Origin of the sequence: Mucilaginibacter sp. CAU 1740, assembly GCF_039839285.1 — a bacterium.
Classification (GTDB): Bacteria; Bacteroidota; Bacteroidia; order Sphingobacteriales; family Sphingobacteriaceae; genus Mucilaginibacter.
The window spans coordinates 124,544-145,645 of the sequence record NZ_JBDOQS010000015.1 but is presented as its reverse complement, the minus strand read 5'-3'; the positions used below and the strand labels follow the sequence as shown (position 1 = coordinate 145,645).

Annotated in this window: 30 protein-coding genes and 1 pseudogene; 18 read left to right on the top strand and 13 right to left on the bottom strand. The window is 50.8% G+C overall.

Translation table 11 applies throughout. The features are described from left to right. Positions 1-48: 48 nt before the first annotated feature. Positions 49-312 (top strand): hypothetical protein, encoded by a 264-nt coding sequence (locus AAFN85_RS26795; protein WP_347530975.1) that lies wholly within the window; start codon positions 49-51, stop codon positions 310-312. Positions 313-325: 13 nt separating this feature from the next. Here the strand turns inward: AAFN85_RS26795 and AAFN85_RS26790 are convergent, their stop codons facing one another. Beyond that, positions 326-1,573 carry a sodium:proton antiporter gene (locus AAFN85_RS26790; protein WP_347530974.1) on the bottom strand — a complete coding sequence of 416 codons (1,248 nt, stop codon included), beginning with the start codon at positions 1,571-1,573 and terminating at the stop codon, positions 326-328. 40 nt (positions 1,574-1,613) lie between these two features. On the opposite strand from AAFN85_RS26790, the gene AAFN85_RS26785 reads away from it, so the two are divergent. From AAFN85_RS26785 to AAFN85_RS26755, 7 genes are all read left to right on the top strand, one after another. After that, complete coding sequence (locus AAFN85_RS26785; protein ID WP_347530972.1) at positions 1,614-2,132, top strand: L-dopachrome tautomerase-related protein; 519 nt, start codon at positions 1,614-1,616, stop codon at positions 2,130-2,132. Continuing rightward, positions 2,129-2,677 carry an L-dopachrome tautomerase-related protein gene (locus tag AAFN85_RS26780; RefSeq protein ID WP_347530970.1) on the top strand — a complete coding sequence of 183 codons (549 nt, stop codon included), beginning with the start codon at positions 2,129-2,131 and terminating at the stop codon, positions 2,675-2,677. The genes AAFN85_RS26785 and AAFN85_RS26780 overlap by 4 nt, the downstream gene beginning before the upstream one ends. A 41-nt stretch (positions 2,678-2,718) precedes the next feature. Continuing rightward, positions 2,719-2,910 carry a hypothetical protein gene (locus AAFN85_RS26775; protein ID WP_347530969.1) on the top strand — a complete coding sequence of 64 codons (192 nt, stop codon included), beginning with the start codon at positions 2,719-2,721 and terminating at the stop codon, positions 2,908-2,910. Positions 2,911-2,925: 15 nt separating this feature from the next. Beyond that, the gene (locus tag AAFN85_RS26770) at positions 2,926-3,111 is read left to right on the top strand and encodes a hypothetical protein (protein ID WP_347530967.1); all 186 of its coding nucleotides are present in this window, start codon (positions 2,926-2,928) and stop codon (positions 3,109-3,111) included. Further along, positions 3,108-3,449 (top strand): hypothetical protein, encoded by a 342-nt coding sequence (locus tag AAFN85_RS26765; RefSeq protein WP_347530965.1) that lies wholly within the window; start codon positions 3,108-3,110, stop codon positions 3,447-3,449. The genes AAFN85_RS26770 and AAFN85_RS26765 overlap by 4 nt, the downstream gene beginning before the upstream one ends. Continuing rightward, on the top strand, positions 3,449-3,685 hold the full coding sequence (locus tag AAFN85_RS26760; RefSeq protein WP_347530963.1) for a DUF3253 domain-containing protein: 237 nt from the start codon (positions 3,449-3,451) through the stop codon (positions 3,683-3,685). The genes AAFN85_RS26765 and AAFN85_RS26760 overlap by 1 nt, the downstream gene beginning before the upstream one ends. A 391-nt stretch (positions 3,686-4,076) precedes the next feature. Beyond that, entirely contained in the window at positions 4,077-4,226 is a 150-nt protein-coding gene (locus AAFN85_RS26755) for an SOS response-associated peptidase family protein (protein ID WP_347531109.1), read from the top strand. Positions 4,227-4,343: 117 nt separating this feature from the next. Here AAFN85_RS26755 and AAFN85_RS26750 read toward each other — a convergent pair whose 3' ends face one another. Genes AAFN85_RS26750 through AAFN85_RS26740 form a run of 3 tightly spaced genes read right to left on the bottom strand, consistent with a single transcriptional unit; the run spans position 4,344 to position 5,638 of the window. Continuing rightward, positions 4,344-4,526 carry a hypothetical protein gene (locus tag AAFN85_RS26750; protein ID WP_347530962.1) on the bottom strand — a complete coding sequence of 61 codons (183 nt, stop codon included), beginning with the start codon at positions 4,524-4,526 and terminating at the stop codon, positions 4,344-4,346. 4 nt (positions 4,527-4,530) lie between these two features. Next, positions 4,531-4,908: a hypothetical protein gene (locus AAFN85_RS26745; RefSeq protein WP_347530961.1), complete on the bottom strand. Its 378-nt coding sequence runs from the start codon at positions 4,906-4,908 to the stop codon at positions 4,531-4,533. A 4-nt stretch (positions 4,909-4,912) separates the two neighbouring features. Beyond that, positions 4,913-5,638: a DUF4386 domain-containing protein gene (locus AAFN85_RS26740; RefSeq protein ID WP_347530960.1), complete on the bottom strand. Its 726-nt coding sequence runs from the start codon at positions 5,636-5,638 to the stop codon at positions 4,913-4,915. 81 nt (positions 5,639-5,719) lie between these two features. Between AAFN85_RS26740 and AAFN85_RS26735 the strand changes: the two genes are divergently transcribed. The 3 genes from AAFN85_RS26735 (at position 5,720) to AAFN85_RS26725 (ending at position 7,516) form a co-directional block, all read left to right on the top strand. After that, positions 5,720-6,442: a YoaK family protein gene (locus AAFN85_RS26735; RefSeq protein ID WP_347530959.1), complete on the top strand. Its 723-nt coding sequence runs from the start codon at positions 5,720-5,722 to the stop codon at positions 6,440-6,442. Positions 6,443-6,632: 190 nt separating this feature from the next. Beyond that, complete coding sequence (locus AAFN85_RS26730) at positions 6,633-6,989, top strand: response regulator (RefSeq protein WP_347530958.1); 357 nt, start codon at positions 6,633-6,635, stop codon at positions 6,987-6,989. Positions 6,990-6,991: 2 nt separating this feature from the next. Continuing rightward, positions 6,992-7,516, top strand: coding sequence for a DUF892 family protein (locus AAFN85_RS26725; RefSeq protein WP_347530957.1), 525 nt, complete (start codon positions 6,992-6,994; stop codon positions 7,514-7,516). Between the two features lie 15 nt (positions 7,517-7,531). On the opposite strand, the gene AAFN85_RS26720 is transcribed toward AAFN85_RS26725, so the two are convergent. Next, entirely contained in the window at positions 7,532-7,888 is a 357-nt protein-coding gene (locus AAFN85_RS26720; RefSeq protein WP_347530955.1) for a response regulator, read from the bottom strand. A gap of 141 nt (positions 7,889-8,029) precedes the next feature. On the opposite strand from AAFN85_RS26720, the gene AAFN85_RS26715 reads away from it, so the two are divergent. The 7 genes and pseudogenes from AAFN85_RS26715 (at position 8,030) to AAFN85_RS26685 (ending at position 12,885) form a co-directional block, all read left to right on the top strand. Then, positions 8,030-8,485 carry a PA2169 family four-helix-bundle protein gene (locus AAFN85_RS26715; RefSeq protein WP_347530953.1) on the top strand — a complete coding sequence of 152 codons (456 nt, stop codon included), beginning with the start codon at positions 8,030-8,032 and terminating at the stop codon, positions 8,483-8,485. A 56-nt stretch (positions 8,486-8,541) separates the two neighbouring features. Further along, positions 8,542-9,024: pseudogene (locus AAFN85_RS26710) on the top strand (DUF4385 domain-containing protein). Next, a complete protein-coding gene (locus tag AAFN85_RS26705) occupies positions 9,011-9,157 on the top strand; it encodes a DUF2256 domain-containing protein (protein ID WP_347530952.1) in 147 nt (48 codons plus the stop codon). The pseudogene AAFN85_RS26710 and the gene AAFN85_RS26705 overlap by 14 nt, the downstream one beginning before the upstream one ends. Continuing rightward, positions 9,130-9,636, top strand: coding sequence for a 2'-5' RNA ligase family protein (locus AAFN85_RS26700; RefSeq protein ID WP_347530951.1), 507 nt, complete (start codon positions 9,130-9,132; stop codon positions 9,634-9,636). Before AAFN85_RS26705 ends, AAFN85_RS26700 begins: the two co-directional genes overlap by 28 nt. Positions 9,637-9,665: 29 nt before the next feature. Further along, positions 9,666-11,090, top strand: a complete 1,425-nt coding sequence (locus tag AAFN85_RS26695; protein ID WP_347530949.1) for an SDR family oxidoreductase — start codon at positions 9,666-9,668, stop codon at positions 11,088-11,090. A gap of 49 nt (positions 11,091-11,139) precedes the next feature. Further along, on the top strand, positions 11,140-12,216 hold the full coding sequence (locus AAFN85_RS26690) for a PAS domain-containing sensor histidine kinase (protein ID WP_347530947.1): 1,077 nt from the start codon (positions 11,140-11,142) through the stop codon (positions 12,214-12,216). Between the two features lie 75 nt (positions 12,217-12,291). After that, positions 12,292-12,885: a PAS domain-containing protein gene (locus tag AAFN85_RS26685; protein ID WP_347530946.1), complete on the top strand. Its 594-nt coding sequence runs from the start codon at positions 12,292-12,294 to the stop codon at positions 12,883-12,885. Here AAFN85_RS26685 and AAFN85_RS26680 read toward each other — a convergent pair. The 8 genes from AAFN85_RS26680 to ligD all read right to left on the bottom strand — a co-directional run bounded on the left by AAFN85_RS26680 (position 12,882) and on the right by ligD (position 21,099). Continuing rightward, positions 12,882-13,247, bottom strand: a complete 366-nt coding sequence (locus AAFN85_RS26680; protein WP_347530945.1) for a response regulator — start codon at positions 13,245-13,247, stop codon at positions 12,882-12,884. The genes AAFN85_RS26685 and AAFN85_RS26680 overlap by 4 nt on opposite strands. Positions 13,248-13,256: 9 nt before the next feature. Further along, positions 13,257-14,792, bottom strand: coding sequence for a PAS domain-containing protein (locus tag AAFN85_RS26675; RefSeq protein ID WP_347530943.1), 1,536 nt, complete (start codon positions 14,790-14,792; stop codon positions 13,257-13,259). Between the two features lie 113 nt (positions 14,793-14,905). Next, the gene (locus AAFN85_RS26670; RefSeq protein WP_347530942.1) at positions 14,906-16,483 is read right to left on the bottom strand and encodes an ATP-binding protein; all 1,578 of its coding nucleotides are present in this window, start codon (positions 16,481-16,483) and stop codon (positions 14,906-14,908) included. Positions 16,484-16,547: 64 nt separating this feature from the next. Then, entirely contained in the window at positions 16,548-16,796 is a 249-nt protein-coding gene (locus tag AAFN85_RS26665) for a hypothetical protein (protein WP_347530941.1), read from the bottom strand. After that, the gene (locus tag AAFN85_RS26660; protein WP_347530939.1) at positions 16,793-17,221 is read right to left on the bottom strand and encodes a DUF1810 domain-containing protein; all 429 of its coding nucleotides are present in this window, start codon (positions 17,219-17,221) and stop codon (positions 16,793-16,795) included. Before AAFN85_RS26660 ends, AAFN85_RS26665 begins: the two co-directional genes overlap by 4 nt. Next, the gene (locus AAFN85_RS26655) at positions 17,208-17,375 is read right to left on the bottom strand and encodes a hypothetical protein (protein WP_347530937.1); all 168 of its coding nucleotides are present in this window, start codon (positions 17,373-17,375) and stop codon (positions 17,208-17,210) included. The genes AAFN85_RS26660 and AAFN85_RS26655 overlap by 14 nt, the downstream gene beginning before the upstream one ends. A 74-nt stretch (positions 17,376-17,449) precedes the next feature. Next, complete coding sequence (locus AAFN85_RS26650) at positions 17,450-18,229, bottom strand: HAD-IIA family hydrolase (RefSeq protein WP_347530936.1); 780 nt, start codon at positions 18,227-18,229, stop codon at positions 17,450-17,452. A gap of 2 nt (positions 18,230-18,231) precedes the next feature. Beyond that, the gene (gene ligD, locus AAFN85_RS26645) at positions 18,232-21,099 is read right to left on the bottom strand and encodes a DNA ligase D (protein ID WP_347530935.1); all 2,868 of its coding nucleotides are present in this window, start codon (positions 21,097-21,099) and stop codon (positions 18,232-18,234) included. Between the last annotated feature and the right edge of the window lie 3 nt (positions 21,100-21,102).

The window sequence follows — 21,102 nt, the reverse complement described above, 5'->3', positions numbered from 1 at the left end:
TGGATGTATTTTGTATTTTTGCCGTTTAGTTATTCAAAGACGGGAAAGATGGCGTCAAAGGAACAGATCAGGCGGGAGTTTTTTGCAACGCTGCTCAAAGGTTCACAGGGCGTAGCGGTCGGGGACGCAGTTATACCGGCGATCCTGATCAAAGACCTGTATAAAAAATACCAGTACGAACTCAGCCATGACGAGTTTGATGCGATAGGTGACGAGCTGGAGAACGAGGGCTACTTTAGTTGGAACGCGGACGGCCTGTTAGCGCTCACGACCGAAGGCTTAGCTTATATAGAAAGTCATAAGCTCTTTTAGTAAATACGCCCGCTTATGGTTGATCATGCTTCAGCCCGGCCCTGATGACCCGGTTCAGCGATAAGCCCTGCACCACAATAGAGAAGATCACGACAAAATAACAAGCCGACAAAATAATATGCCGGTAATGACTGGCCGGCAGCGACAAAGCCAGCGCGATGGAGATACCGCCGCGTACCCCGGCCCAGGTCAGGATATGGATGTTACTGTAATTGACGTTCAGCGAACGCCGCAGAAAGATCAAAGGCAGAAAGATGCTCAGCCAGCGGGCTACCAGGATCAGCACGATCGACAGCGTTCCGGTGAGCCAGTAATTGGTCAGGTAAGGCAGGTTGACCATCTGCAGGCCGATCATGACGAACAAAATGGTGTTGAGCATTTCGTCGACTAGCTGCCAGAACTTTTCCAGCGCTTCGTGCGAGCGCTCCTTGTCATCGATATTGATGGTATTGTCCCCCACGAATAAGCCGGCCGAGACCGCGGCCAGCGGGATCGACAATTCAAAATAGGCGCCGATCAGCGATATGCTCATGACCAGCGACAGCGACACCAGCACGATCGTCTGGAAATCTGTGATCGTTTTCATCAGCCAGTGACCGATTATGCCCAGGATCACGCCCAGCGCGATACCGCCGAACACCTCGCGCAGGAACAGCAAGGCCGTCTTGGCCAGGTCGACGTTGTCGGTTCCCGAACGGATCGCTTCCAGAATCGTGATGAACAGCACCAGGCCCACGCCATCATTGAACAACGACTCACCCGCGATGATAGTGGAAAGGATGACCGGTAACTTGGAGTTTTTAATGATATTACCCACCGAGACCGGGTCGGTCGGCGAGATCAGGGCACCGAATAAAAAACAATAGATCAGCGGCACGCGGATATGCAGCCATTCCCCGATAAAATGAAACAAGGCGCCGAAGATACCTGCCGACAGCAAGACGCTGAGCGTGCTCAAAATGACTACCGGCCGCATTTCCTTTTTCAGCCTTTTGGTATTGGCATTAAAAGAGCCGGCAAATAATAAAAAGCCCAGCAGGATGTTCAGCACTAAGGAAGAAAAGTTAATATCCTTCGCGATCACCATCAGGCGTTTGCCCACGTCCGGGTCCAGCTTATCGGCAATGACCGTCAGTACCGAGCCGATGATGGCAATGGTAATAATACCGATCGTGCCCGGCAGCTTGACAAAGCGGGCGTTGATATAGGAATAAATCGCACTGACGATCACCAGCAGTGCAATAAGGACAAATAGTTGCATCGCTGAAATATAAATTAAAAGCAAAATCAGCCCGAAATGTTTGCTTCGAACAAACCTGAACGAACTTCAAAGGTTAATTGGATATGAGAACGATCATTATCCTCACCGCTATGCTATTGACCACAAAGATCAGTCTGGCGCAATCCGCCTGAGTAATGGAATAGCCAGCTTTGGCAAAAACCAGTGCATCGGCACCAAGGTCGCGCCGGTAGGCAACCGCCTGTTCGTGCCGTTCCCCAACCATGAGCCATTTCTATATGCCCTCACCGAGATCAAAAACGGACAGCTTATTCCTTATCCCGATGCAAAGTTTCAATCGCGTTTTGTCAATGTGCAGGACCTCTGGAGGGATGAGCGCAACCAGCTGTGGGTACTGGATTCCAAACCCGGCGCGAACGGGCAATTTGCGCTGTATGATTTTGACCTGGCAAAAAACAAATTATTGCGGGTTTATACGTTTGATGATCTCGACAGATCCAAAAGCGCCCTGAACGACGTGCGGGTGGATCACCTGCATGGGTTGGCTTATTTATCTGACCCCGGCCTCTGCCCATCGTGATCCTTGATCTTCAAAGCGGTAAAAGCAGGCTCGCGCTGCAGAACGACAAATTTACCAAAGCCGATCCCAACTATGTTTTGCACCTGGACGGGAAAGATGTCGTGGAGGAAAAAGGTAAACCTTTTTCCTCCAACGTGAACGGCATTGCGCTGACGACGGATAACCAGTATTTTTACTTCCGGGCGATCAACCAAACCAAATTATACCGCATCAAAACCAGCGAGCTGGCCGATGCAAACACAAATCTGTCTTCCAAGGTTGAAACCGTTGCCGGGACCGGCGTTTGCCATGGGATGACCGCTGATGACAAAGGCAATATCTTTATCAGCGATTCGCAGGCGCAGGCGATCAAATATGTGAGCCCCGACGGGCAGGTACACACGCTGGTGCAGGATGCGCGCATCAGCTGGCCGGACTCGCTGGGAATTTCGCCGGATGGCTACCTGTACTTCAGCTGCTCGCAGCTCAACCGGGCGCCGCAGTACAATGACGGTGTAGACAAAACAGATTATCCTTACCGGGTCTATAAAGTTAAATTACCTTAAAACAAACGCTAACAACCTGACTGTTTATTTGTTAAAAGTTGATGGGAAAGCAACACGAAACGATGCCGAACGAGCCGCAGGAAGCGCCCGTTCAGCAGCCACAACCGGAAATACAGCAACCAAAAGATCCGGGCACGCCCGAGATCCCGCAGGAAGCGCCGAATAACGAGCCGGTAGAAGTGCCGCAGCAGCCTGATCAGACCGACTCTGAACTGAATCAAACGGAAGTCTAATTAAATCCAACTCTTATGCCATGGCCAAAAGGCGAATATCCGCCATCCTATAAGAACCAGCCCAAAAAGATCAGGGACAAAATGACCGAGATCGCTAACGAAGTATTGAAGACGACCGGAAACGAAGGCGAAGCCATTGCCACAGGCTTGAAACACGCCCGCGCGCATTTTGCCAACCTGGAAAAAAAGAAAAAAGCATGAGCCTGACTGACGAACAATTCCGCGAGCTGCATGGCCCGCTGCAGGTATCCGCTGCGTACGACGAGGCCGCAACCATCCAAGACAAGGTCGTTTTTGCCCTGGCCGATCTCGGCGAAGGCACGGCCGAACAAGTGATCAAACACATCGAAGAGCTTGATCCGGAAGCCGATCCCAAACCGGTGATCGCCACTACTCACGAAGTGCTGACCCAGCTGTATCAGAACGGACAGCTGGCGGCTAATGAAAAGGATGGCGACCTGGTCTATAACCTGCATAAGATCACGCAGGCCAATAGCGGCAGCACCGATCCGCAGAAATTAACGCCCGGGCTGGACTGATGATTAAAGAAACCATTCTTAAAATGGCGTCTGAACACGGGGCAGTAAAAAGTACTTGCCCATCGGAAATCGCGCGTGCGCTCTTCCCGGAAACCTGGCGCCGGCACATGGCGGAAGTACGGGCCGAGGCGATCGATCTGCACAAGCAAGGTAAGGTGCTCATCACCCAAAAGGGTCTGCCCGTGGATGTTGATCATATCAAAGGGCCGGTCCGGATTAAGATCGCCGGCGGCTGATCCGGTTGATAGCCAAAACATTTCAAAAATGCTGGATATTATTGTGAACGTGCAATCTCAAGGTTCGAGATTCGACTCAGATAATTACTTACAATAAGGAGAGGGAGAGTTCGAAACTTAGTTTTTTATGAACTGACTTTCAATGATTTAGAGGTTTAACATTTAATACTCTACGAATTACGCATGAGGAAATTATTATAACTTAGAAAGTGAGGTGCCGAGTGCATTCTTCAGATAAATGAAGCAGCAATTTGTCTAACACAGTATCTGATTACAGTCTATTGCAGAGCAGAAACATTTTTTGATAAAACCTTCGGTGTTAATAACAAACTGTATTAAATCAATGTCTATGTAAGTAACCTAAGATTACTAGTATTAGCAGCCGTTCTACATCGCAGGGCTCTGGGATATCTGGATGGATATTAAAACCAATGTCCTGCTGCCGACCTTTGTGCTGCTGACCATGTCTCCGAACAGCGCGATGTCCGCCATCGACGACCGGATGCCCGCCATTTTAGAGCGCGGCGATGTAAAGACCTAGATCAACGCCAGCTACAGCGGGGAGCAGCGTGTCGCCTGGCTGCGTCAGCAGCCCTGCTCACCTGAAAATCTGGTGATCACCATCCATAAGGATCATAAACTGAATCAATAAATTGGATTAAGCTTTGATTTTGCGCAATTGCCGTCCGATCACCACACACTTGATATTACCCGCAAATTTCACCAGCATGCTGCCATTCCGGCCACGGATGCATTTGCCATCAGCACGCCTGACCGCCTTACAGCGTTGTCCTTTGAGCACCGGGTCGGTCAGCCGATCGCCCAGGTAAATATATTGCATATGCTTACAGTCCCTTACCAAAAGGGTATTGTTCCTCTTTATAATTAGTCAGCAGCACTGTTAATCCGGCGATAGCCGTAAAAGCCACATTGAAGATCAGCTCCTTTTTAGTTTTATGAAAAGGTTTCAAAAAAGTTTGCAGGGCAAACTGCGCGACATTGAAAGGGTCGATCTTGCCATGCGTCTCGATCGGGATCAGTCTTTTGATAGCTACAGGCTGTTTGGTCAGGGCGACATAGGGCAATAAGATCAATGCTTCACTGGCATAGATCATTTTCGCTTTTTTATTTATGTCCAGCAGAGGTGGCAGGGTCAGCAGGCTGCCCACCAATGCGTAATCGATCAAGGCGTGCCATTTAGGGTTAATGGGTTTGGCGATCATTGTTTTATTTTTGAAATGCGCTGCAATTATCGTTCCCCGCATTCTCCCGCCCGCCTTTGAACAGCAGCCAGCCACAGAACGATAGTTCTGCGATAAAGCTGGGGAGCAGCACGAAGGGGAATAATACACTGTGGAAACCCGGCGTCAGCAAAAGCGTGAGCGTATTGATCCCGTAACAGATTCCTGCAATGATCAGTAGCTCACCGAGGAATTTCGGCAAATCACCGGACCGGTAGATCAGATAACCATTAATCACACAGGTCCCGCCGAAGAACAGCAGGCCGACGCCGAAGCCGATCTCGTGCAGACGGATGGACAGGTAGGCCTGGGCATAAAGCTGGTGCAAATCCAGGCTTCGCAGGTAGGCGGCCTGGCTGAGGGGCAGCAGTGCCGCTATCAGGTTAAGGCGGTCGGCAACCAGCACCGCGGTTTGAACGAGGTTGAACAGCAGCGCCATCAAAACGAGCGGTTTGCTGACCGGGCGCAGCAACAGGTAAATGATCACCATCACCGGGATGTCGCAAAGGTGCATCAGCAGCTCGGCGACGATGCCCGACTGCCAGCGCGCGGCATGAGCCCGCAGTTGTTCAGCCGTCGCTGCCGCATTCCCGGAAGCGATCAGGCCGTCCCAAACATAGAACTGCGCAAAGATCCCGGCGATGATGATGAACAAATATAAAAAGCCGGCCAGGCGGGCATAAGTTCGCGGGGAAGTATCAAAGTCGCTCATGGTCAATGGATTGGTTAAGGTTAAGACCCGGAGCCGGGAGAATTGTTACCTTGCCCTGCCGGATAATTACGATATTTGTCAATGCTGCGACACACGGGAGAAAGGAGAAGTTTTGCGCACAACCTGCGCCTGGCCGTTTTGCTATGCCTGAACGCAGGTTTTATCAACGCCGCCGGGTTTATGTCCTTTGCGGTGCTGACCACGAATGTGACCGGGCATGCAGCTTTGCTGGCGGTTAACCTGAGCACCGGTCAATGGCGCGCTGCACGCATGGTGGCATTGTGGCTGCTGCTCTTCCTGGCAGGCGCTTTTACTTCCAGTCTGTACATCGCTAAGGTTGGCCGGGATAAGTCATTAGCCTACACCGCGCCGATTATGGTCGTTGTTTTGATCGTCCTAACGGTAGCTGTTTTCGGACACGATTACCAGCACACTTTACCCCAAACCGAGTATTTCGCCGGGAGCCTGCTTTTTGCGATGGGCATGCAAAATGCTTTGGTCTCCATCGTGTCGGGCGCAGAGGTGCGCACCACGCACCTGACCGGTATGTTTACCGATCTGGGCATCGACCTGGCGGGAGCGCTGCTTTCCCGCCGTAACCTCAATCCGGCCCACCGGCGCCGGATGCTGCTCCGGCTCGTAATTATTATTTTCTTTTTGCTGGGCGGGCTGGGGGGCGGTTTCGCCTTTGTAAACCTGCGATTTAGCGCTTTTTTTATTCCGGCCGCACTGCTGCTGATCGTATTATTTTACGACTACTTCCGTGTCCGCGTTAAAAGGGCGCTGCGGCCCCGTTCCCGTTGATCGCTCTTGCCATGGCTGTCTGTTTTTTAGACTTTGTCGTCGAAAAAGGTCAACACACCGCGGTGTGTTCGTGGTCTTAGCCTGCAAGTAGACTCCCATTTCAAGGGAATATTAAGTGAAGATCAAAAAAATACGCCGCGTTTTTCTTGTTTGGAAAACTTTTTGTTGGCGTCAAAAAAAGGGGCAAAAAATGAAACGGATCCTGATCATTGACGACGAAGACATCTTGGAGATCTTTAACATTATATTTCAGGACGCCGGTTATAATGTCGTGGTTTCTAACCACAGCGAGACCGCCGAACATATCCATGAGATCGGGCCCGACCTGGTGATCCTGGATATCCGGATCACGGGCTCAGACAAAACCGGCGGGCAGATCTGCGCGGAGATCAAAGAAAAGTTCAAAAACGCGCGGCTGCCGGTTGTTTTGATCTCCGGCGAAACCGATATTAGCCATATCGCCAAAAAATGCGGTGCCGACGGCTATATTGCCAAGCCTTTTGATATTGAACATGTATTAACGCAAATAACCCGAATACTGGATTAACTATGGAAAATCAACCTGAACCATCTGACCGCATCAAACTGGGTCCCGAGAATTTAAAGACTTTCGTGATCAGCCACCTGAATATCATCCATGCCGCCAAAAGCCACCTCGTGGCTAAACTGCCGGGGATCGCCGGCCATGTCCATTATAAAGATCTGCGGGAAGGTATCCTGGAAACGGTGAGCGATGTCGAAAAGCAGCTCGCCCGTATCGAGATCATTATGGCGCTGCTGGACGGCGAGATCACTACGGCACACTGCGAAGGGATGATCGGCATGATCGACGAGGCTTTTAAGAGCATCCATTACAACACGGGTCGTGACCATGGCTTACAGGATCTTTCTATCGCCTATTATATGCAGCAGATAGAGAGTGCGGAGACGGCATCCTTCCAGATCCTGGAAATGGCGTCGGTGAAACTTGCGGATAAGCAGATCAAAAAAATGCTGAAGGAAAGCTACAATGAAGCCCGTGCGGACCGTATGCTGATGCTGCTGATCGCTGCAAAATATATCGTGGCCAGGTAAAGTAAGTACCGTGCGTTACGGCAGGGTTTCAGCCACCAGAGCCAGCATTTCAAGCAGCCCGAACGGCTTAAGCATCACCCGGTCGGCTCCGGCCTCACGCGCGGTCGCCTCTACGTTCATCGCGGCCGAGACCATGATCACGGGGATATGCCGGGTACGCTCGTCCGCTTTCAGTGCCCGGCAGATATCAGCGCCCCAGACCGTTTGCAGGCGGTGATCCAGCAACACCAGGTCAGGCTGTTCGCTAATGGCCTGAGCCAGCGCATCCTCGCCGTTCGAGCGCAGTACCTCATAACCCTCATCGGTCAGCATATAGTTCATGATATCTAAAATATCCTCGTCATCTTCGACCAGTAAGATCTTCTTGGGCATCAGCGGTTATTTAAAAGCCGCCAAAGTTAAATTTAAAATTTAATTAAAATTATCAATTAGAAGTAAAATCAGTGATCGCCGTGCAGAAGACTGGCATGATATTAGTTTGATGCCAAACCTATCTTAAAAACAAAAAACAGTATGGCAACTACAGAAAATCAAGCAGGCGTTTTGAACGACCTGATCGAGATCAACAATGACCGCGTAGCCGGTTTTGAAAAAGCGATCGCGGATATTAAAGAGGAGAACATCGACCTGAAGGAATTATTTCAGGGTTATGCCGAGCAAAGCCGCAAAAACGGTCAGGAGCTGGCAGCTTTGGTTGGCAACGCCGGTGAAGTTGAAACCGGTACCAGTGTGGGCGGTACTTTACACCGTGCCTGGATCGATCTGAAGTCGATCTTCGGCGGCAGCGACCGCGCCAGCATTTTATCGGAAGCCGAACGCGGCGAGGATGCGATCAAGAAGGCCTACCAGGATGCGCTGTCCGGTCAGGAACTGTCTGCCGAGGCTATCGCAGTCGTGCAGAACCAGGCGCAGGAGATCAATGCCGCGCATGACCAGATCAAGGCACTACGTGACACTGCGAAATTATAATGAATAATTTGATCATAAAACCCGTCTCTTTGAGGCGGCTTTTTTATTGACCTGTTATGCCTGCTAAGCCAAGCTACCTGGATTTTGATGTAAAAAGCTACGCCTGGAAGCCGGACATAGATTACCGCCAGCACCCGGAAGAATATCGCGTGGGTAAGGGCGAGCAGGGCGTATTGATCTGTGAACCTTACAAAAGCGAGATCGGGCAGCACTGGCGGTTCAGGACGCCGGCTATTGCGGATGATAGCAGCAAAAAGATATTTGAACTATTTGAAGCCTACCTCAAAGCAGGCGACTTTGTCGGCGCAGACCTAGCGCGCAAATAACTGCAAATGGGTTATACCCGCGCACGGCGTTACGCCAACTATAGGGGTGGCAAGAAATATGATGCCGCTAAAAGCTACGAGCTGCTGGAACGCGGCACCGGCGATCCGGAGAAAGCGAAAGCTGCCAGCATATTCTACGACTGCTGGAAAGCAGCCGAATCGAATGAGCTCTATGCTGCGTTAAAAAAAGACTGGAAGTATGCGAGGGGTTAAAAAGACGGATCTGCCGCAAAAGAGCTGCGCCGCCTGCGGACGGGCTTTCAGCTGGCGAAAGAAATGGGAAAAAGATTGGAATGAGGTAAAATATTGTTCAGATAAATGCAGGCAGCAGAAAAAAAACCACTGATCCTGACGCTCCGGTTTGATGAAGCCGGCCAGGATTTCTTTGATGGGGAACGAAAAAAATACTTTCCACCGGAACGTAATTTTCTGGCCGCTCACCTGACGCTGTTTCACCAACTGCCCGATGAGCCGGCAACCTTTGAGTATTTAGATGGTATCCGCCAGCAACCTTTTCCGCTGGAGGTGACCGGCCTTTTGTTCCTTGGCGCCGGGGTGGCTTATCACCTGGAAAGCCCAATATTAATGGCTTTGCATAAAGCGCTAAGCGGTCATTTTCAGCCAAACCTCATACCCCAGGACCGGCAGCCTTTCCGCCCCCATGTAACGATACAAAATAAGGTGCTGCCGGAAACTGCTAAAGCATTATTTGCTATGTTGAGAACCGATTTTCATCCAGTGCTGGTGAACGCCACCGGACTGAGCCTATGGCGCTATCTGGGCGGTCCCTGGGAACCGATCCGTCACTATCCATTTGAACACTAACAATTAAGCGCTCAGGCTGTTAAAATGCTATGAAAATACTATTGACCGGTTCGACCGGCTATATCGGGAAAAGACTGCTGCCGGCCCTGCTGGACAACGGGCACGAGGTCGTTTGCATGGTGCGGGATAAAGACCGCCTCGATATCAAAAAATATAAACCCGAGCAGGTGACCATCGTTGAAGCCGACCTGATGAAGCCCGCAACGCTGAAGCAGCTGCCGAAAGACATCGATGCCGCTTATTACCTCGTGCATTCGATGAGCATGAGCGGCGGTGATTTCAGCAAAGAGGAAAAGCGATCCGCGGAGCACTTCGTGGAATTTATGGATGGAACGAAAGCCGAACAGATCATTTACATGGGTGGGATCACCAATGAACAGCAGCTCAGCAAACACCTGGAGAGCCGTAAAGCAGTGGAGGAAGAACTCCGAAAAAGTAAGGTGCCGGTGACCGCCTTGCGGGCCGGTATTGTGATCGGTTCCGGCAGCGCCTCCTTCGAGATCATCCGGGATCTGGTGGAAAAGCTACCAGTGATGGTTGCGCCGCGCTGGCTAAAGACCAAATGCCAGCCCATCGCCATCCGCAATGTGGTGCAGTTCCTTTCCGGCGTGCTGCATAAAAAATACACCTATGATAAACACTTTGATATTTACGGTCCGGACACGCTGACCTATAAACAAATGCTGCTGCAGTTCGGCCAGCTTCGCAAGCTGAAACGCAAGGTGATCGTGGTTCCTTTATTTACTCCCCGGCTGTCATCGTATTGGCTCTACTTTGTGACCTCTACTTCTTACCCGCTGGCTAAGAACCTAGTGGATAGCATGAAGGTCGATGTGATCGCTGAGGAAAATGATCTGGCGAAAAGATTACATATAGAACTCATTCCTTACAAAGAGGCCATCAAAATGGCTTTTGAAAAGATCGAGCAGAACATGGTGCTGTCCAGCTGGAACGATGCCGGGGACAACCGCATCTTTGCCAAAGGCCTGGCGACGCATATCGAGATCCCGAAGTTCGGTGTTTTTACGAACCGACAGACGCAGGAAGCCAAAGATCCGGCTACGGCCCTGGAGCGGATCTTCTCCATCGGCGGCCGCAACGGCTGGTATTATGCTAACTGGCTTTGGGGTTTTCGCGGGTTCCTCGACCGTTTGTTCGGTGGTGTCGGCCTTCGGCGCGGCCGCAAGAATGCCGCGGAAGTAGCACCAGGGGACGCGCTGGATTTCTGGCGGGTGATCTACGCGAGTAGAGAAGAAAAACGTTTATTGCTCTATGCTGAAATGAAGCTGCCCGGCGAGGCCTGGCTGGAATTTAAGATCGATGACAAAAATTGCGTAGCGCAAACCGCCACTTTTCGCCCCCTGGGCATCGGTGGCCGATTGTATTGGTATGCCATGCTGCCTTTTCATTATTTCATTTTTCGCGGCATGCTGAACAAGATCGCAGGTAAATAATCCGCTACAAAGTTTGGCTTTGAGGGGCTGGTTGCTTAAATTTGAAACAATGGCCTCCAGATCAGCATTCACCGAACAGTCTTTACAGCTTTCCAACGAGCACCTGGCGGTGGCGCTTGACCAGGCGGCTTTGGGCTTTTGGGAGGTGAGCCTGTCCGAAGACCATGAGATGAATTGCACCGAACAATGCAAGCGTAATTTCGGACGTGACACGGAGCTCCCTTTTAGCTACCAGGAAATGCTGGCTGCTATTGTGCCCGAAGACCAGGCGCCAATGCAGGCGGCCGTTGCCCGCGCTATTCAGGAACAGGTACCCTATTTCGCGCAATACCGCGTGAAGCACCCGGATGGCAGCGTCCGTTGGATAGAAGCGCAGGGTAAGGTCATTTATGACGCCCAGGTTCCGGTAAAGATCATTGGCACGACCATCGACATCACCCGGATGAAAGACCTGGAAATCCTGCGGGACGAATTGTTAAGTGTGGCGATGCATGAGCTGAAGACGCCGTTATCGGCGGTCAAAGGTTCGCTGCAACTGCTCGAACGCCATCTGCAAAAACAGGATGATGCGAAAATTCTGGGGATCGCGACCCGCGCCCTGGGTTCGGCCGACCGGATCACCCGTTTATTAAATGAAATGGCTCAACCCGTACTGGCACAGGAAAGAGACATTCTCTTACAAAAAACAGCTTTTGACCTGCTGGCCCTGATCAGGGAGATCACGGCCAACGCGGCACTTTTGCACCCGGAACACGAAATTATGATCAAAGCCGACCTGGAAACAGCGCCGGTTATCGCTGATCGTTTTCGTATCGGCCAGGTGGTGACTAATCTCCTGAATAATGCGATCAAGTATTCACCGGGCCAGTTGAAGATCGATATTACCCTGAATACTTCACATTCGGCTGTTACCGTAAAATTTACTGACCATGGCCTGGGGATCGCGCCGCAGGACCGCACCAAGGTTTTCCAGAAATTCTTTCGTTCGGGCGAACGCCGCGCGATTGACGGCCTCGGTATCGGCCTGTACCTGTGCTCAGAGATCATTGTCCGCCATGGCGGCGTGATCGGCATAGAAGATAACCCCGCGCCGGGAACCACCGTTTACTTTATGCTGCCCGCCTGATGATGGAGATCCTACTCTTTCAAACATTTACTCACGTTATATGTAATAATCTTAGCATTAATTGATGCTGCACGGATGCATAGATACGACCAGATCAATAATTTCTTAGAAAGCTCAGCCTTCTTTTATACGATCGCTGTAGGGATGGACGGCGTATACATTTATGTAAGCCCGAACTACGACCGTAACTTTAGCTTCGGTAAAGACACGCTGAAAGGACAGGCTTTCTCGGTAACGCTGCATCCGGAGGACATTCGCATCTGTGAGGAAGTTGGCCCGAAGTGTTTCGAACAGCCGCGGCGTCTATTTCCGGCTACCTTACGCAAACACGACGGTAAAGGCGGGTTTGTGGTTACCCAGTGGGAGATGCAAGCCATGCTGGATGAACAGGGCCAGCCGCAAGGTATTTTCTGTATCGGTTACAACATCACCGAATTTGTCGATACACGGGAACGCCTTGACCAGGCTGAAACACACCTGGACGAGATCAGCTTTATGCAGTCACATGGGGTGCGCAAACCGCTGGCCAATATTATGGGACTTAACAAGTTGCTGCGCGCAGCTGATGACGACACGGAAAGAGAGCGACTGTTGAATATGCTGGATACCAGCGCTAACGAGCTGGACCAGGTCATCAAAGAAATTTCCGATAAAGGCGAACACAGTTAAGCAGCCTGCGTCAGGCTGCTCACTTTTTCCACCAGTTCATTAATATCAAATGGTTTAGCCAGGTAAGCATCTGCACCGGATCTACGGGCGATCTCTTCACCGTCGCGGCTGGCAGACATCACCAGTACGGGCAACTCTTTGTAAGTATCGTTCGCCCTCAAATGGCGGGTGATCTGGTCGCCGGATAACACAGGCATCCAGAGATCAAGGATCAACAAATCGGGCTTTTCCGTTTTCAGAAGGTCATAAACCTTGAGGCTGTTGCTTTCGGTTAACACTTCGTGTTCCCCGTCATCCAGGATCAGTTCCAGCATCTCCAGGATGCCCTGGTCATCGTCACAGATCAAAATTTTCTTTTTCATGAGCGCTGTTTATTGAGCCGGAAGTATAAAATTAAAAGTGGAGCCTTTGCCGAATTCACTCTCTACCCAGAGATTACCGCCATGGTGCTTGATGATCTGCTCGCAGATATATAAGCCGATCCCCATGCCCGGAAAATGTTGCTGAATATCGCTGGCGCGGTAGAAACGCTCGAAGATCTTTTTCTGGTCACCCAGGCTGATCCCCACACCAAAATCTTTAACCGAGAACTTGATCTGATGATTGACCTTCGCCAGCTGGACCTCGACCCGGTCGGCGTCAGGTGAATATTTGACCGCGTTCGACAGCAGGTTACTGATCACCTGGCTGATCTGCGACTCATCGCCGCTGAAGGTCGCGTTGCTTTTGCCTGAAATATGGATCTGATGGCTCGGTAAAGCGGTTTTCAAGCTTTCCACCGTTTCGCTGACCATCTCGTCAAAGTTGAAAGGCTCGCGGTGCAGTTCAATATTTCCGGTCTGGATACGCGAAACTTCCAGCAACTCACTGATCAGGTTATTTAGGCGGTCCACGTGCGTGGCGCTTTTCTTCACCACCTCTTTAAGCTTGTCACTCGCTTCCGGTGGCAATAACCTTTCCATCACTTGAATATAGCCTTTGATCGTAGTCAGCGGTGTTTTCAATTCATGGCTGGCAACCGATAAGAAGTCATCCTTCCGCTGTTCTATGGCGCGACGGTCGGTGATATCTTCGATCGCCAGCAACACCCGGTCCTTGTAGGCGCCCTCCAGTTCGATCCGGTGCGCATTGAGCAGCATCAGCTTGTTACCGATATGCGGAAAGTCATGCTCCACTTCGAAATCTAAAACCGGATTATTGGTTGGCAGGATCGTTTCCAGCAATTCTTTGAGCTTAGGGATATTCCATTGCCCGTTCCCTAACTCGTACAAACTGAGGTTCTCAGTTTCGGAGCTGCTGACTTTAAAGGTGTTGAGAAAATGCTGGTTAACGCTCAGTACATTAAATTTCGGATCCAATACGACCAGACTTTCCCGGACGGTTTGAAATATGCTGTCCAGGTATTCCGTGCTTTCGCGCAATTCGGCGGTGCGGTCAGCGATCTTTTGCTCGCGCTGGACTTTTTCCTGCTGCAGATCGGCCTCCGCTTTTTTCTTTTTGGTGATATCGTGCTGCACGCCCACGAAATGTGTCACCGTGCCTTCTGCGGAGCGAATGGGCGAGATGAATAGTTCATTCCAGAACAACTCGCCGTCCTTGCGATAATTACGGATCTCAACGGCGACATGTTCGCCCTTTTGGATGCCGTTTCGGATCATTTCCCGCTCGGCTTGATTTCGGTCGTTTGCCTGTAAAAAACGACAGTTATGACCTATAATTTCATCACGCCGGTACCCGGTCAGGTCCTCAAAAGACTTGTTGCAATAAATAATGGGATTGTCCGGCAGTTGGTTATCGGTAATGATAATGCCGGAAATGCTGGAATCCAATGCTGCTTTGATGAGTTCCAGGTTGACGGTATGGTCAGGGTTTAAAGGAAAACCCTGCGTGTTGTGCTGTTGATCCATAATGAAATTACCCTACGCATTTTAGGGTAATCCCTTTTAGCTGTTGGTTCTGCGACAATTTTACAAAAAGCATTCCAATAAACTCAATTAATCCCTCCGGCACTTATTATTTGTTAATGATCGATCACCGGTATTAAAGGAAGTGTGAAAATAAAGGTAGATCCTTGGCCGGCCGCGCTTTCCACCCAGATCCTGCCTTGGTGCCTTTCGATGATCTCCGCGCTCAGGTATAAGCCGATGCCGAATCCGGAGATATGCTTCATATCCTGGCTTTGAACACGGTAGTAACGGTCAAAAATATGCCTGGCATCTTCTTCATTGATACCCATTCCGTCGTCTTTTACGCTGACCTGTACCTCAGTTGCGCTCGCCCGGCAGTTTACCTGTATTTTGGGGCTTTTAAATGAATACTTGATCGCGTTGCTCAGCAAATTACTCATCACCGAAGCGATCTTGTCGCGGTCGGCCCGCACTTCCACGCGGTCGCAGGGATCAAACGTAACTACATCCGGTGAAGCGCTCAAATTCGTTTCGTCAATGACCTCGCGGATTAGTTCATCGATGGCAAAGGGTTGCTTATGGATCAGGATCTTACCGGACTCCAGCCGTGAGATATTCAGGAAGCCGTTGATCATCGTGCTCATTCGCTTGACCAGGATCCCGGCTTTATTCATAGCGCCGCTTAGGAAAGCATCCTCATGCCCTTTTAACTTAAGGCCGGAGATCTGGATGATCCCGGTCAGTGAGGTGAGCGGCGTCTTCAGTTCGTGGCTGACCATGCCGATAAAGTCATTTTTGCGCTGTTCGTCTTTCTTCTGCTCAGTGATGTCGATTACCACACCCGAAAATATGGAATGGTTACCTTGTTCGTCCTGGCTGATCCGGCCCAGCGATCTTAACCAGATCAGTTCATCGTCATTGAACCGCCGTTGTTGGTAAGTAAAGTCGTAATCGCCACCCCCGGCGATCGCTTCTTCGATTGCATTTAAGATGGGAGAACGGTATTCTTCGGTTACCTGGCCGATCGCTTGCTCATAGGTCATCGGTGCAGTTCCTTCATAACCGAAGATTACGGCCAGGTTTTCGTTATAAGTGAGTGCTTTGGTTTCCGGCCGGATGAACCAGGTGCCGATCTTAGCCGCCTCGACGGCAAGCCTTAACTGGTTGGACATCCGTTCGGTTTCCTGCCGCGCTTTAACCTGTTCGGTCATTTCCTTAGTGACGCGCGTCAGCAAGGCTTTCGTATCGCTGTTTTGCTGTTCAATTACTTTCAGGGCTTTGGCGGTAAGCACCTGCTCGGTAACATTATTGGCCAGCTGAATAATAAATTCGATCTCGCCGTCTTCGGTCAATACCGGCGTATGGCTGGCATGCCAGTATTTCTCAATAAAGGCACCCGGCTTGTTCTGGTCAGGAACGTCATAGCGGATCACCGGGAGCTGGTGCATCTTTTTAGTACGCAAAACCTCCTGCAATGAAAAGTTTACATTATTCACGCCTTCGATATCTGCAATATTAGGATTGTCTGGAAAGGCGTCAAATATATGCCTCCCCACGATGGTCTCGCGGGTGGTTTCGGTGGCTTCCAGGTACAGGTCACTGGCAGTGAGAATAAAAAGGTCAACCGACAACACCAGATACCTGTTGGGCGCGCATTCTAAAACTCTTAAGGCATATTTTGATGGAAACATCGCAATTATTGTTATGGATAAAGGTATTTAAAAAATAGTCGTTATCTCTAGGGATCGGGGAAAACTAAGTTTTCCCTTTGTTATCCCAGTGATCCTTGATGACCTTTCCGGCGGCATCGGTAACGATGTGCCGGGTGAAACGTTTGCCTTTAATCTTGCCGCTGCGGCTGTGTTTTCCCAGGAAAAGTAATACCGGCCGGCCGAATGCATCGGTTTTAAAGTTCAGGTGATAGCGGCCTACCTGGCGCTCGATCATGGAATCCGCCGCATAGGTCTGGTTGAGCAGTTTCAATATTTCATCGCCAAGTTTCATGTTTTAATGCCGAGCAGTTCCAGCGTCCGCTGATCGCGCTCCCCCTTATAAAATTTATCGAGCACCTGTCCGAATACCGGGAAAGTAGCCGGCACGGCATCAAACAAGGTCATGGAAGATCTGAGTTTCAGGTTGTCCGGGCTTCCGAATACTCCGAAAGCATCATTGGTCTCCAGTTGTAAAAGCGCTTTACAAATATTGGTCAGACGCAGGCCAAGCGTTTGATCCATCAGGAAGTCGGTCGCTTCCTGAATATCTCGGATAGCATAATGCTTCGAGATATCGGTCGAGCCAAGGCCGGCGATCTGCGGAAAGATATACCACATCCAATGGCTGCGCTTCTTGCCGCTTGTAATCTCTGCCAAGGCGGTCTCGTAATCTTTTTCCTGCGCGCTGATAAAACGTTGCAATTTATTTTCGCTCATCTTTATTGTCTTTAGCCTCTTCTGCCGGCGGTCCCGGATCACCGTTGTCATTATCGGGCGTTACTGTTTTGATGCGCTGATCATCGGGTTGATCCTGCACGCCAGGCTGCTTGCCTTTTTCGGTCGTTTGATCGCTTTGATTGTTAGAGCTCATTTGTTGATGATTTATGTCTTTAATACAAAAGGCATTCCAGTTTAATTGTTTGCAGCTTCGGATACTTTGTTGGTTCACCACCAGGTCAGCGGGAATTTAATCTGATCCACCGAGTCGACTACCAGGCTGGGTTTGTAAGCATAGCGGTTAACCTGTTCCTTGTCGGCAATGCCCGACAATACCAGGATGGTTTTGAAACCCATATACAGCCCGCCGATGATATCCGTTTCCATCGTATCGCCGATCACCGTCGTTTCTTCCGGTTTGAGGCCCATGTAAATACTGGCCGAACGCATCATGACCGGGCTCGGCTTGCCGATAACGAACGCCTCCCGGCCGCTGCCTTCCTCAATCATCGCGGCCGTGGCGGCAATGCCTAAATTGTTCCAGCCCGGCTTACGCGGCGTCGGGTCGCGGTTGGTGGCGATAAACCGCGCGCCGTCCAGGATCATGTCAATCGCGGTACGCACCTTCTTCAGGTCAAAATCATCGCCTTCACCCAGGATCACAAAGTCAGGCCGCTCCTCCACTAACCGGATGCCGTGATGTTCCAGGCTCTTGAGCAAACCGCCCTCACCCAGTACATAAGCGCTGCAGCCGGGGAATTCATCTTTCAGGAATGCCGCGGTGGCCATGGCGCTCGTATAAATATGTTCTTCGGTTACGCCACGGATGCCGAGCTTTTCCAGCTTTTCCACCGCCTGGCGCCGGCTGCGCGCGCTGTTGTTGGACAGGAAAGTAAAAGGGATATTTTCGTCAAGCAGGCGCTGCACAAAAACGTCACCTCCTTTGATCAGTTCTTCGCCGGCGTAGATCACGCCGTCCATATCGATCATTAATCCGTGTTTCTTCATAATTACTGAAATATACTTTGCGCTTTTTTAATGGTGGCGGCCAGGTCAATCCCTTCACCCAAAACGCCTTTGAACAGATCGCCGGTTTCGTTTAACCGGGCAATGGAATTATGGATCGTAAAATGCCGCATTGTCAGCCCGGGTTTTACCTCGTCCCAGGTTACGGGCATGGATACTGTAGCCCCCGGTTTAGGCCGCACGGAATAAACACCGGCGATAGTGGCATCGGGCCGGTTCTGTAAAAAGTCCAGGTACATTTTGCCGCCACGGTTTTTGACCATGCGCTCCAGGCTGGTGTATTCCGGTATTTGCTTATGCACCAGCGTCACAATGATCTTGGCGAACATCTGGCTCTGGTCGTAAGTGTACTTTGCTCCGAGCGGGATATAAATATGCATCCCCGTCGATCCCGAAGTTTTAGGAAAAGCTTTTACGCCAATAGCATCCAATACCTTTTTTACTTCCAGGGCTGCGCTGATCACCTGGTCGAAATGCTGTTTATCCGGGTCGAGATCGATGATGCAGAAATCCGGGTTATCAGGTGACTGCACGCGCGAGAACCAGGGATTGATCTCGATACAGCCCAGCGAAGCCATCCAGAGCAAACTGGCCTTGTTGGTCGCTACCAGGTACTCTTTTTCTTCGCCTTTATCATTGGTATGCGGCATGGTCGCCATACAATCCGGCACTTTATCTTTGACGTTTTTCTGGTAAAAGCTCGGGCCGTGAATGCCGTTCGGAAAACGGTTAAGCGACATAGGCCGGTCCTTGAGATAGGGTACCATATATTCGGCGACCTGGTCGTAATAGTTGAACATATCCCGCTTGGTGATCCCGTCTTCCGGCCAGTAAACTTTAGACAGGTGGTTGAATTGCAGCGGGCAACCGTCAACCTTGACCGTCTGGCTGTCTTTCTCCGCATCCAGGAAGCTGGCTTCCGGTTTGATTTTTTTGCTCATGGCTTTTTTTGGATTAGGTTCAGTTTTGATCAGCATTGGTTTTTTATCGACTTCGGCCACCGTTTCGCTGGTGTCCTCGGGCACTTCAAGTACCACGTCTTTGGGATCTTTGTCTTTGCGCATACCCTTGAAGGAGGCCTGCCGCACCTTGCCGTCGCTGGTGATCTCGGCGATGTTGACCTCGCAAACCAGTTCGGGTTTCAGCCAGAACGGCTTTGCCCCAAGCCTTCGCGGGCGGAACTGCGAAGGTTCGTCCACATCCGGTTCTACATCGAAGGGGCAGACATCGGTGATCAGCGGCTCGAATTCCGCCATCATTTCTTGTTGTTTTTTTTCTGACCAGCCGGTACCCACTTTGCCGATGTAACGCAGCACACCTTTTTCATAGACACCAATGGCCAGCGCGCTGAACAGTTTGTCCGTGCCGGCATTGCGGGTAAAAGCGCCAATGACGACTTCCTGCCTGCGTTCGACTTTGACCTTCAGCCACTCTTTGGAACGGTCACCCGCCACATAAGTACTATCCGCTTTTTTCGCCATGATGCCCTCAATACTCGCCTTTTCTGCGGCATGGAAGAATTCAATGCCGTTCACAGCAAAAGCTTTGCTAAGCCGGATCGTTTCATCAACCGGCAGTACGGCTTCCAAGATGTTTTTGCGTTCCGTTAAAGCCAGTCCCCGCAGATCGTGGCCCTCGTACCACAAAATATCGAACACATTATAAACCAGTTGCCCGTTCTTGCGCCGCTGCCAGTTCTGGATCGCGCTGAAGTCGGATTTACCATCGGCACCCAAGGCTACGATCTCCCCATCGATCACGGTATTTACTTTCCATTTAGCCAGCAGATCTGCTATCGGGTGGAACTGGTCGAAGGAAATGTTGTTGCGGGAGATCAATTCCGCGTGATCATTTTCAATGACGGCCAGTGCGCGATACCCATCCCATTTGATCTCATACAGCCAGCCGGCATCGTCAAAAGGTTCGCGTACCAGCGTCGCCTTCATCGGCTGCAATTTTGCGGGCATTGGGGCTTTGGGTGCTTTTTCCATTAGCATGTTCAGGGATGCAGGCTGGCTGTTTGCTGGTTTTGCTTCGACCTGTTCTCTTGTATGCTTTGGTTCTTTTTCAGGCAGGTCGGTGTCAGCAACCTCGATCCACACCGGCGCGTGATCGCTCGCATGTTCCCAGCCGCGCACATGCCTGTCCACCTGTGCGCTTTGTAGTCTTTTGGCGATCGCTTTATTCAGCAGGAAATGATCCAGGCGGAGGCCGGCATTGCGGCCATAAGCGTCCCGCATATAATCCCAGAAGGTATAGACCCGTTCATTAGAGTAAAGCGTGCGGATCGCATCCGTCCAGCCTTGATCGACCAGGTTTTTGTAAGCCTCTCTTGATTCCGGGCGGAACAGTGCATTATTCACATACTTTTCCGGCTTATAGGTATCGAGATCGGTCGGTATGACGTTATAATCGCCGATCAGGATGACCGGCAGGTCACGGTCCACCAGACCGTTAGCATGGTCGGTAAGGCGCTGAAACCAGCGCAGTTTGTAATCAAATTTCGGGCCGGGCCAGGGGTTACCGTTGGGCAGGTAGATGCAGCCGATGATCATGCCATCGATGAAAGCTTCGATATACCGGCTGTGCGTAAATTCGTCATCCTCGCCCGGCAGGTCGTCCTGTAATTGCTGGATCTCGCTTTTGGCCAAGATAGCAACACCGTTCCAGCTTTTCTGACCCTGCCAGATGGCATTGTAGCCGGCTTTCTTCAACTGTTGCTCGGGGAATTTATTCTGCTCGCATTTGAGTTCCTGCAGGCATACGATATCAGGGCCGGCTTCTTTGAGCCAGCGCAGCAGCACATCCAGGCGGCTGTTAATATTGTTGATATTGTAGGTCGCGATCTTCATGGC

Excerpts from the sequence above, each read along its gene's own strand:
- AAFN85_RS26795 (WP_347530975.1), top strand. The coding sequence starts at position 49 with ATGGCGTCAAAGGAACAGATCAGGCGGGAGTTTTTTGCAACGCTGCTC.
- AAFN85_RS26790 (WP_347530974.1), bottom strand. The coding sequence starts at position 1,573 with ATGCAACTATTTGTCCTTATTGCACTGCTGGTGATCGTCAGTGCGATT.
- AAFN85_RS26775 (WP_347530969.1), top strand. The coding sequence starts at position 2,719 with ATGGGAAAGCAACACGAAACGATGCCGAACGAGCCGCAGGAAGCGCCC.
- AAFN85_RS26770 (WP_347530967.1), top strand. The coding sequence starts at position 2,926 with ATGCCATGGCCAAAAGGCGAATATCCGCCATCCTATAAGAACCAGCCC.
- AAFN85_RS26765 (WP_347530965.1), top strand. The coding sequence starts at position 3,108 with ATGAGCCTGACTGACGAACAATTCCGCGAGCTGCATGGCCCGCTGCAG.
- AAFN85_RS26760 (WP_347530963.1), top strand. The coding sequence starts at position 3,449 with ATGATTAAAGAAACCATTCTTAAAATGGCGTCTGAACACGGGGCAGTA.
- AAFN85_RS26750 (WP_347530962.1), bottom strand. The coding sequence starts at position 4,526 with ATGCAATATATTTACCTGGGCGATCGGCTGACCGACCCGGTGCTCAAA.
- AAFN85_RS26745 (WP_347530961.1), bottom strand. The coding sequence starts at position 4,908 with ATGATCGCCAAACCCATTAACCCTAAATGGCACGCCTTGATCGATTAC.
- AAFN85_RS26740 (WP_347530960.1), bottom strand. The coding sequence starts at position 5,638 with ATGAGCGACTTTGATACTTCCCCGCGAACTTATGCCCGCCTGGCCGGC.
- AAFN85_RS26735 (WP_347530959.1), top strand. The coding sequence starts at position 5,720 with ATGCTGCGACACACGGGAGAAAGGAGAAGTTTTGCGCACAACCTGCGC.
- AAFN85_RS26730 (WP_347530958.1), top strand. The coding sequence starts at position 6,633 with ATGAAACGGATCCTGATCATTGACGACGAAGACATCTTGGAGATCTTT.
- AAFN85_RS26725 (WP_347530957.1), top strand. The coding sequence starts at position 6,992 with ATGGAAAATCAACCTGAACCATCTGACCGCATCAAACTGGGTCCCGAG.
- AAFN85_RS26720 (WP_347530955.1), bottom strand. The coding sequence starts at position 7,888 with ATGCCCAAGAAGATCTTACTGGTCGAAGATGACGAGGATATTTTAGAT.
- AAFN85_RS26715 (WP_347530953.1), top strand. The coding sequence starts at position 8,030 with ATGGCAACTACAGAAAATCAAGCAGGCGTTTTGAACGACCTGATCGAG.
- AAFN85_RS26705 (WP_347530952.1), top strand. The coding sequence starts at position 9,011 with ATGCGAGGGGTTAAAAAGACGGATCTGCCGCAAAAGAGCTGCGCCGCC.
- AAFN85_RS26700 (WP_347530951.1), top strand. The coding sequence starts at position 9,130 with ATGCAGGCAGCAGAAAAAAAACCACTGATCCTGACGCTCCGGTTTGAT.
- AAFN85_RS26695 (WP_347530949.1), top strand. The coding sequence starts at position 9,666 with ATGAAAATACTATTGACCGGTTCGACCGGCTATATCGGGAAAAGACTG.
- AAFN85_RS26690 (WP_347530947.1), top strand. The coding sequence starts at position 11,140 with ATGGCCTCCAGATCAGCATTCACCGAACAGTCTTTACAGCTTTCCAAC.
- AAFN85_RS26685 (WP_347530946.1), top strand. The coding sequence starts at position 12,292 with ATGCATAGATACGACCAGATCAATAATTTCTTAGAAAGCTCAGCCTTC.
- AAFN85_RS26680 (WP_347530945.1), bottom strand. The coding sequence starts at position 13,247 with ATGAAAAAGAAAATTTTGATCTGTGACGATGACCAGGGCATCCTGGAG.
- AAFN85_RS26675 (WP_347530943.1), bottom strand. The coding sequence starts at position 14,792 with ATGGATCAACAGCACAACACGCAGGGTTTTCCTTTAAACCCTGACCAT.
- AAFN85_RS26670 (WP_347530942.1), bottom strand. The coding sequence starts at position 16,483 with ATGTTTCCATCAAAATATGCCTTAAGAGTTTTAGAATGCGCGCCCAAC.
- AAFN85_RS26665 (WP_347530941.1), bottom strand. The coding sequence starts at position 16,796 with ATGAAACTTGGCGATGAAATATTGAAACTGCTCAACCAGACCTATGCG.
- AAFN85_RS26660 (WP_347530939.1), bottom strand. The coding sequence starts at position 17,221 with ATGAGCGAAAATAAATTGCAACGTTTTATCAGCGCGCAGGAAAAAGAT.
- AAFN85_RS26655 (WP_347530937.1), bottom strand. The coding sequence starts at position 17,375 with ATGAGCTCTAACAATCAAAGCGATCAAACGACCGAAAAAGGCAAGCAG.
- AAFN85_RS26650 (WP_347530936.1), bottom strand. The coding sequence starts at position 18,229 with ATGAAGAAACACGGATTAATGATCGATATGGACGGCGTGATCTACGCC.
- ligD (WP_347530935.1), bottom strand. The coding sequence starts at position 21,099 with ATGAAGATCGCGACCTACAATATCAACAATATTAACAGCCGCCTGGAT.